This is a genomic window from Planctomycetia bacterium (assembly GCA_034440135.1).
Lineage (GTDB): Bacteria > Planctomycetota > Planctomycetia > Pirellulales > JALHLM01 > JALHLM01.
Window position 1 is genome coordinate 1 of the sequence record JAWXBP010000100.1, and the last position, 6,768, is coordinate 6,768.

The 6,768-nt window shown below is 61.0% G+C and carries 8 protein-coding genes; 5 read left to right on the forward strand and 3 right to left on the reverse strand.

Annotated elements, in window-relative coordinates; translation table 11 throughout:
• From SGJ19_05755 to SGJ19_05765, 3 genes are all read right to left on the reverse strand, one after another.
• On the reverse strand, positions 1–423 hold a 423-nt coding region (locus SGJ19_05755; GenBank protein MDZ4779737.1), incomplete at its 3' end, for a hypothetical protein.
• A gap of 15 nt (positions 424–438) precedes the next feature.
• Entirely contained in the window at positions 439–1,275 is an 837-nt protein-coding gene (locus SGJ19_05760; protein MDZ4779738.1) for a class I SAM-dependent methyltransferase, read from the reverse strand.
• Between the two features lie 33 nt (positions 1,276–1,308).
• Positions 1,309–2,043, reverse strand: a complete 735-nt coding sequence (locus tag SGJ19_05765; GenBank protein MDZ4779739.1) for a YceI family protein — start codon at positions 2,041–2,043, stop codon at positions 1,309–1,311.
• 218 nt (positions 2,044–2,261) lie between these two features.
• On the opposite strand from SGJ19_05765, the gene SGJ19_05770 reads away from it, so the two are divergent.
• From SGJ19_05770 to SGJ19_05790, 5 genes are read left to right on the forward strand one after another with little or no spacing between them, the layout of a single operon-like run.
• Positions 2,262–2,645 carry a BlaI/MecI/CopY family transcriptional regulator gene (locus tag SGJ19_05770; protein MDZ4779740.1) on the forward strand — a complete coding sequence of 128 codons (384 nt, stop codon included), beginning with the start codon at positions 2,262–2,264 and terminating at the stop codon, positions 2,643–2,645.
• Positions 2,642–3,682: a M56 family metallopeptidase gene (locus SGJ19_05775; protein MDZ4779741.1), complete on the forward strand. Its 1,041-nt coding sequence runs from the start codon at positions 2,642–2,644 to the stop codon at positions 3,680–3,682. The genes SGJ19_05770 and SGJ19_05775 overlap by 4 nt, the downstream gene beginning before the upstream one ends.
• Positions 3,683–3,730: 48 nt before the next feature.
• Entirely contained in the window at positions 3,731–4,855 is a 1,125-nt protein-coding gene (locus SGJ19_05780) for an FtsX-like permease family protein (GenBank protein MDZ4779742.1), read from the forward strand.
• Positions 4,856–4,868: 13 nt separating this feature from the next.
• Positions 4,869–5,636 carry an ABC transporter ATP-binding protein gene (locus SGJ19_05785; protein MDZ4779743.1) on the forward strand — a complete coding sequence of 256 codons (768 nt, stop codon included), beginning with the start codon at positions 4,869–4,871 and terminating at the stop codon, positions 5,634–5,636.
• On the forward strand, positions 5,633–6,568 hold the full coding sequence (locus tag SGJ19_05790; GenBank protein ID MDZ4779744.1) for an efflux RND transporter periplasmic adaptor subunit: 936 nt from the start codon (positions 5,633–5,635) through the stop codon (positions 6,566–6,568). The genes SGJ19_05785 and SGJ19_05790 overlap by 4 nt, the downstream gene beginning before the upstream one ends.
• The last annotated feature ends 200 nt before the right edge of the window (positions 6,569–6,768 follow it).

The following is a 6,768-nucleotide window of genomic DNA, read 5'->3' on the forward strand; positions in this document are numbered from 1 at the left end:
CAAATTCAGACTGTACAACAACGCGCACCAGGACGCATACAATCCGATGCGCATCGCCGTGGCCCCCGCGCCGTGCAGTTGCCAGACGACGCGCTCCGACGCTTGCCAGTTACTGATGAGCGCCAACAGCGTGACACACGTGGCGGCGCAGAACAGGCAGCCGTAAAGCGCTTCCGGCAAGATTCGCTTCAAACGTGCTCGATTGGCCGGCCAGAGCAACATGCTATGCACGACCGCAAACTGCAGGCTTAGCGCCGCGTCGCGCCAGTAAGAATGCGACGAGTTGACGCCAACGCCGTCGTGGAGGAACCAGAACAATCGCCAGACGGCATAGCCGAAAAGGATTTGCGTAGCGACGCCGAAGCCAATGCCGAGTAAACGTGAGCGAACCTCGCCGCGACGTCCATGCGCGACCGATGACATGCTGTGCATCCCGGTTTATGCGTCTCTTGTCGCGATGAAGCATCCGTACTTCATCGCCCCCGTCTCATAGGCCGACAACAGCGCGTCGAAGCGATCCAAGAACAATGTGCTTTCGCCATGCAGACAACGGGCCAACCAGCGCACGCGCGTTTTGCGCACGCGATCGCGACAGATTTCCCAGGTGCGCGCGACCTTCGCCGTCCAATCCTCGACGCGTTCCACGCGCAATCCTGCGCGCTGCATCCATTCCATGTAGTCCGCGGAACTGCCTAGCGAAGGACATAGGAACCCGTCGCAGACGTCATAAACTTGTTGTCGCCGCGCGGAAGTATCCAGTTGGTCCCCGGCCAGCCAAGCGCAAATCGCCATGCGTCCGCCGGGCTTGAGCCATTGCGCGGCGCGCTGGAAGAACGCTGGCTTGTCAAACAAATGCTCGGTGCATTCCACGCTCCAAACGACGTCGAACTGAGCTTGCTCGAATTCCAGGGTTTCAGCATCGGCGCAGCGAAAGCTTGTGTTCCGTCTAACTCCCTGGGCGGCCGCTGAGGTGGCCGACCAGATGCGCTGGACGCGGCTGAGCGTCACGCCTGTTGCCTGGCAGCGGCGCGTTTTTGCAAGGTGGATCGACGAACCGCCCATGCCGCAGCCGATGTCGAGGAGGCTGTCGCCTGACTTGATCCGCGCCAGCGTGGCGAGTCGTTCGGTGAGCGCCAACTGTGCTACGCGCGGCGACTCGTCAGAGGTCCAATACCCATGATGAATGTGCGGGCCCCACAGCAAGCGGTAGAACAGCGTTGCCAGATTGTAGTGCGTGCGAATGGAACTCTTGCGTACACTCGGACAAGCAATCATCCTTCGTCGACTCCCTTCACGATGCGATCGTCGTTAGCGGCTGCGATGGTTCGACTTGGTTGTTTTGACTTCCACGACACGGCGTTCCTTGGCAATCCAGAAATCGCCCCAGACTTTCAGTTCGTCCGTCACGCCGACGGCGCCGAATGCTTTTGTGAAGGGCGTCATCTCAAAGTCCGACTGACGCATGGAAAACCCGCCGCGCAGGTGAATCCAGCCCTGCTTTTCTTCCCAGTCGGCGACTACGCGGATCGGTCGCGTGACTCCGTGCAGCGTGAACTCGCCGCCCAACTCGTATTGCGGCAACTTCCGCGCGCTAGGCTCCTTCAACTGACTAACGGATGTCAATGTAAACACAGCGGTCGGATGTGTAGTCACATCGAGCACTGCCTGACCATGCATGTTGTCGTTGACTTGTCGCCGCGTATCCGCATCGGTGACGCCTTTCAGCCCGATGTACCGTCGGGCCGTGTCGGTGTCTGCGTCGAAGCTGGCCAGTTCAAACACTAATTCGCCGCTGGGCGCCGAAGCGTCAAGTTGGAGATGGCCGCTGGCGAGTTTACCCGCGATGGCATGCTCGTGGCCGAAGCCTGTCTTGCCGACGAAGACGAACACTTCACTGGCGTCCAGTTGAAGATCGCCTGGCTCGAAGGTCTTGCGCTCGGCGCTGCGTTGCGACTTGCTGACTTGTCCATACGCGCCGCGGGGATTCACCCAGGGTCCCATTGCGGCCGCGAGGAGCACCAACAAGGCAGTTCGCCAATTCATACTTCCGCTCCCGATTCCCGTGGCTTGTCGTTCCGCCGTGAACTGACATGGACCAGAGTAGCAACGATGTTTATAGTAGCAAAGAGCAGTTTCGTTGGGCCGCGGAAATCGACCGCGTTGACGGCCTTGACGTTTCGTATCGTCCGCCGCGACACTTGGTCGTGCGCAGCCGAATTGGGAGACTGCAGCGAAAACGAATCGACACAAGGATCGGCAATATGGAGCGCCCGAGGCTGAGTCGCGGAGAATTGGAAATCATGGACGCGCTCTGGCGCTTGGGCGAAGGAACCGTTCAGGACGTTTGCGACTCCCTTGAGCGTGAACTCGCCTACACCACCGTCATGACGACGATGCGATCGTTGCACGCGCGCAAGAAAGTCTTGCAACGGATCAAGAGCGGCCGCGCCCACGTGTATCGTCCGCTTGTCACGCGCGATGAAGTGAGTCGCTCCATCTTGTCGGACTTAAAGGGAGTGTTGTTCCGCGGGCGCGTGCCCTCCCTTGTACTGAATCTCCTGGAGGAAGAATCGTTGTCCAGCACGGATCTCAAATCGTTGCAAGCCGCCCTTCGAGACGCACAAAGCCGGCGAGACAACAAATGACTGCCAGCTTTCTGTTCGAGGCGTTACTTGCCGTGACGCTGCAGTTGAGCGTACTGCTGCCGCTCGCCGTTTGGCTCGAGCAAACCATTGCGCAGGAGCGACGCGATCGCTATTGGTACACGGTCCACTTGGTGGCGTTGGCAATTATCGCACAAGCGCTCGTGTTTCCCCACCCGCGTTGGACTAGCTTGCCCAGCTTGCTTTCGCCCGGAGAACTACCGGCTTGGCAAGGAGTGTGGAGCTGGTGCGCACCGTTGTTTCTTGGGACAGTCGCGGCCGGAGTATGCTTCCGCGCCGTCCTGACGATTCTGGCAGCCGCCCAATCTTGGCGAGGTTCACAACGAGCCACGGACTTGGCCGAACTTACTCATGCGATTCGCCAACAGTTTCCCAATAGCGTTTTTGCCAAGCGCAAAGGAGTCGTCCGTCTGGCGAACGGCCGCACGAGTTCGCACTGCTGGCGTTGGCAGCGGCCGGTGATCGTACTCTCTCGCCGAGCGGGGGAACTGCCGGAAGCGTATCAATGGATAGTCGTGCGGCATGAATTGGCGCATTTGGATGCGGATCATCCCTTGCATGTCTTCGTGCAGCGGTGCGTCGAAGCGACCCTCTGGTTTCATCCGCTGGTCTGGTGGACATCGCGCGAAGCGGACCTGGCGCGTGAAGTGCATTGCGATCGGGCTGTGGCCGAAGCCGATTCCACAACGTACCTATCCGCTCTGCTACTACTTGCTGATCCAAGTGGCAGTAGCGCGGCGCTCGCCTTCGCGCGCGAAGATTCATTGTTCCGCCGTCGCTTGGCTGAATGCAATAAGAAAGCATCGCCATCGCGGTTCGGGCGTTTGGCGCTGCCGTTATTGTCGGCGACAGCGATATTGCTCGCGGTGACTGCCTGGCCGCCCTGGAATCCCCAGGCGTCCGCCCGCGCGCAATGGTCCCCTTGGCCGGCCTGGTCGGCGGCCGCACTCAGCATTTGTGGCGTCGCGGCGCGTGATTATGAAGTTGACGCGCATCGGCTGCGTCGACATCATCCGTGAGTTTTCCCGTGCCCCGACGCGGCTCGTCCACACCCTGCGAGCATTTCCTTGCTGGCTTTCGCGCTCAAGACATTGTTTTGCGATCGAAGCAAGGCGCTCGCCGGTTCACTGGGCGTGGCGTTTTCGTTGATTCTGATGAGCATGCAGGGGGGCCTGTACCTCGGACTCATGAAGAAAGCCAGCGTGCTTATCGACTATTGCCAGGCGGATCTCTGGGTCGGACAGCGTTTTGTCGATAACGTGGACCTCGCCCGCGGAATCCCCGAGATCTGGCTCAATCGGTTGCGCGGCGTGCCGGGCGTAGCGGACGTGCGCCCTTATCTTGTCGGCAAGGGTACGGCGACGCTCGACGGCGGGCGGATGGAAGACGTGTGGATCATCGGCGCGGACGCCGAAACGGGGGCCGGCGCGCCTTGGCGATTTGCCCAGGGTTCGATGGCCGATTTGCGTCGCCCCTATGGCATCAGTTTCGACACCGTCGACCGGGACAAGCTCGGCGAGCCAAAACTTGGCGAATGGATGGAAGTGAATGGCGTGCGGGCGCGCGTGGTCGCGCAAACCGACGGCATCACGGGATTCATCACCATGCCTTATCTGTTTACCAATTACCGCGAGGCGCAGCGATTGACGCGCTCTCCCGAGGGAGAGTGCTCGTACTTACTGGTTCGCGCCGAGCCGAACTGCGATCTGGACACGTTGCGAAATCTACTGCAACGTCGCGTACCCCATGCCGCGGTGTTCAAGCCCGAGGAGTTCGCGGCGCGATCGCAGGAATACTGGATGAAGCGCACCGGCATCGGCATCAGCTTCGGGGCCTCGACGCTGCTCGGATTGTTGGTGGGACTGACGGTTGTCGCGCAAAGTCTCTATGCGCTGGCGCTTGACCATCTGGAGGAATACGCGGCGCTCAAGGCGATCGGGGCGGATGACGGCCATGTGATTCGCATTATCGCCGCACAGTCGTTGACGATCGCCGGTTGCGGTTCTTGCCTCGGACTGCTGTGCGTTTCCGCGATCCGCATATTGTGGCACAATCCGCTAGCTCCGGTGGAAATTCCACTGTGGTTGATGGCCGCCGCGGTGGCCACCGTGTTCGCCATCTGCTTACTCGCATCGCTCCTGCCATTTTGGCGCATCCGGCGCATCGACCCAGCCACGGTACTGACTGGCTGAGGATAAAGACGTCATGGACGACGTAGTCACGGTTTCACATCTCTGCAAGAGTTACGCCGTCGGCGCGACGCGATCGACGGTCTTGCGCGACGTGTCGTTTTCAGTGCGGCGTGGGGAATGCTTGTTTCTCGTCGGCCACTCGGGCAGCGGCAAGACGACGTTGCTCTCGATCCTGGGCTGCGTGCTGAGCGCCGATTCGGGCGACGTGGAGATGCTGGGGGAACGCGTCACGGAATTCAGTCCCGCGGAGCAAGCGTCCTTCCGCCGGCATCGCATCGGCTTCGTGTTCCAGCGCTACCATCTCTTCGAGGCGCTCAATGCGCTCGAAAATGTTAAGGTGCCGTTGGACTTGTTAGGTACAGAACCGGCGAAAGCTCGGCGGCGGGCGCTGGAGCTGCTGAAGCGGGTCGATCTGGCGGACAAGGCGCGGCGACGGGTTACTCAACTGAGCATGGGCCAACGGCAGCGCGTGGCAATCGCCCGTGCGCTAGCGGCTAACCCGGACATCGTGCTGGCGGACGAGCCGACGGCGTCGCTGGACAAAACGGCGGGCTGGAATGCGCTCGAGACGCTCAAGACACTCTGCCGTGAGGAGGCGAAAACGGCGATCGTGGTCACTCACGACGATCGTATTCTCCCGTTGGCGGACCGCGTACTGACGCTCGCCGACGGAAGGCTGATGGAGTCGCACGGCGAAGACGAGCCGCCGGCCATTTCTCCGGTGAAACTTAAATCACCGCGACGCAAGTCGATCGCTGACAGCGAGGCGGGCGAATCATGATACGCTGGCTCGCCATGCTGACGATCGCAGCGCTGCTATTTGGCGGGCTCTATTTCGTTGACGCGCACCTGCGTGGCGAGAAGTTGAGCGATGCGCCCGTTGAGCAAGTAAGTACTGAGATGGCACGCCAGCGGATTTTCGCGGCCGGCTTTTTGGCTGGGGAGCACGACGAAGTTGTGCTCAAGTTCGAGATCCCGGGGCGACTTCGCCGAGTACTCGTTTCGACGGGTTCGCGCGTCAAAGCCGGACAGCTTGTCGCGGAACTGGATCCGTCGGCCTGGGAATTGCAACTCGCCGAGGCTCAGGCGCGGCTGGCGTTGGCCCGCGCCCAACGGGAGTTGCTCTTGTCGGGCAATCATGCGACTACGGCCGCTTGGCGCGGCGTTTCGCCTGGCGCGCAATCGGCGCCGCCCGCGCCACAGCGCATCCCAGTCAGTTTGGAAGAAGTCCAAGTCGCGGACGCGCAGGTCAAGATTGCCGAGACGGCGCTCAACTACCAGCGACTACTAATCGATCGCACGCGGCTCGTCGCGCCTTGCGACGGCGACATGGTTCACCTGGAAGCAAGTCCCGGAGACTTGGTCGGCCCGGCTGATTTGCCAGAGCGGATCGTCCTCGCACCGCATGGAGACGTTGTCGTACGCGCCTATGTGGAGGAACTGGACGCCCTTGATGTTCGAGTAGGTCAGCGGGCGATCGTAGTAGCGCCGGCGCGGCGCGATCGAGAATTCGCAGGGACCGTCACCACCTGCGCGCCGGAATTGCGACCGAAGTCGATCCGCCACAATTTGCCGGGCGAGCGCCTGGACGTCCGGGTGCGGGAAGTGACGATCACGCTGGATGAGCCCAGCCGCCTTCCTCATGGCCTGCCAGTCGAGGTGTTCATCACCCCACGCGAGAAGAATCCGGCGCCAAGCGAAGACGCACGCTGAATTGTCCGTCAGTACCGTTGGTGTTCAGGATGACCCTGCCACTCTGCGTTGAATGGCCGCCCATCGGCGCGAGTTTCGGCGTTCCAGCGAGCACTCCATCCCAAAAAAAAGGTTCTTCACCCAATTCCGGGGAATGAGGGGATGAGTTGAGTCAACGGTAGGTCTGCTTCATGTTGCTGGGTGTTGACGAAACCAGTGAC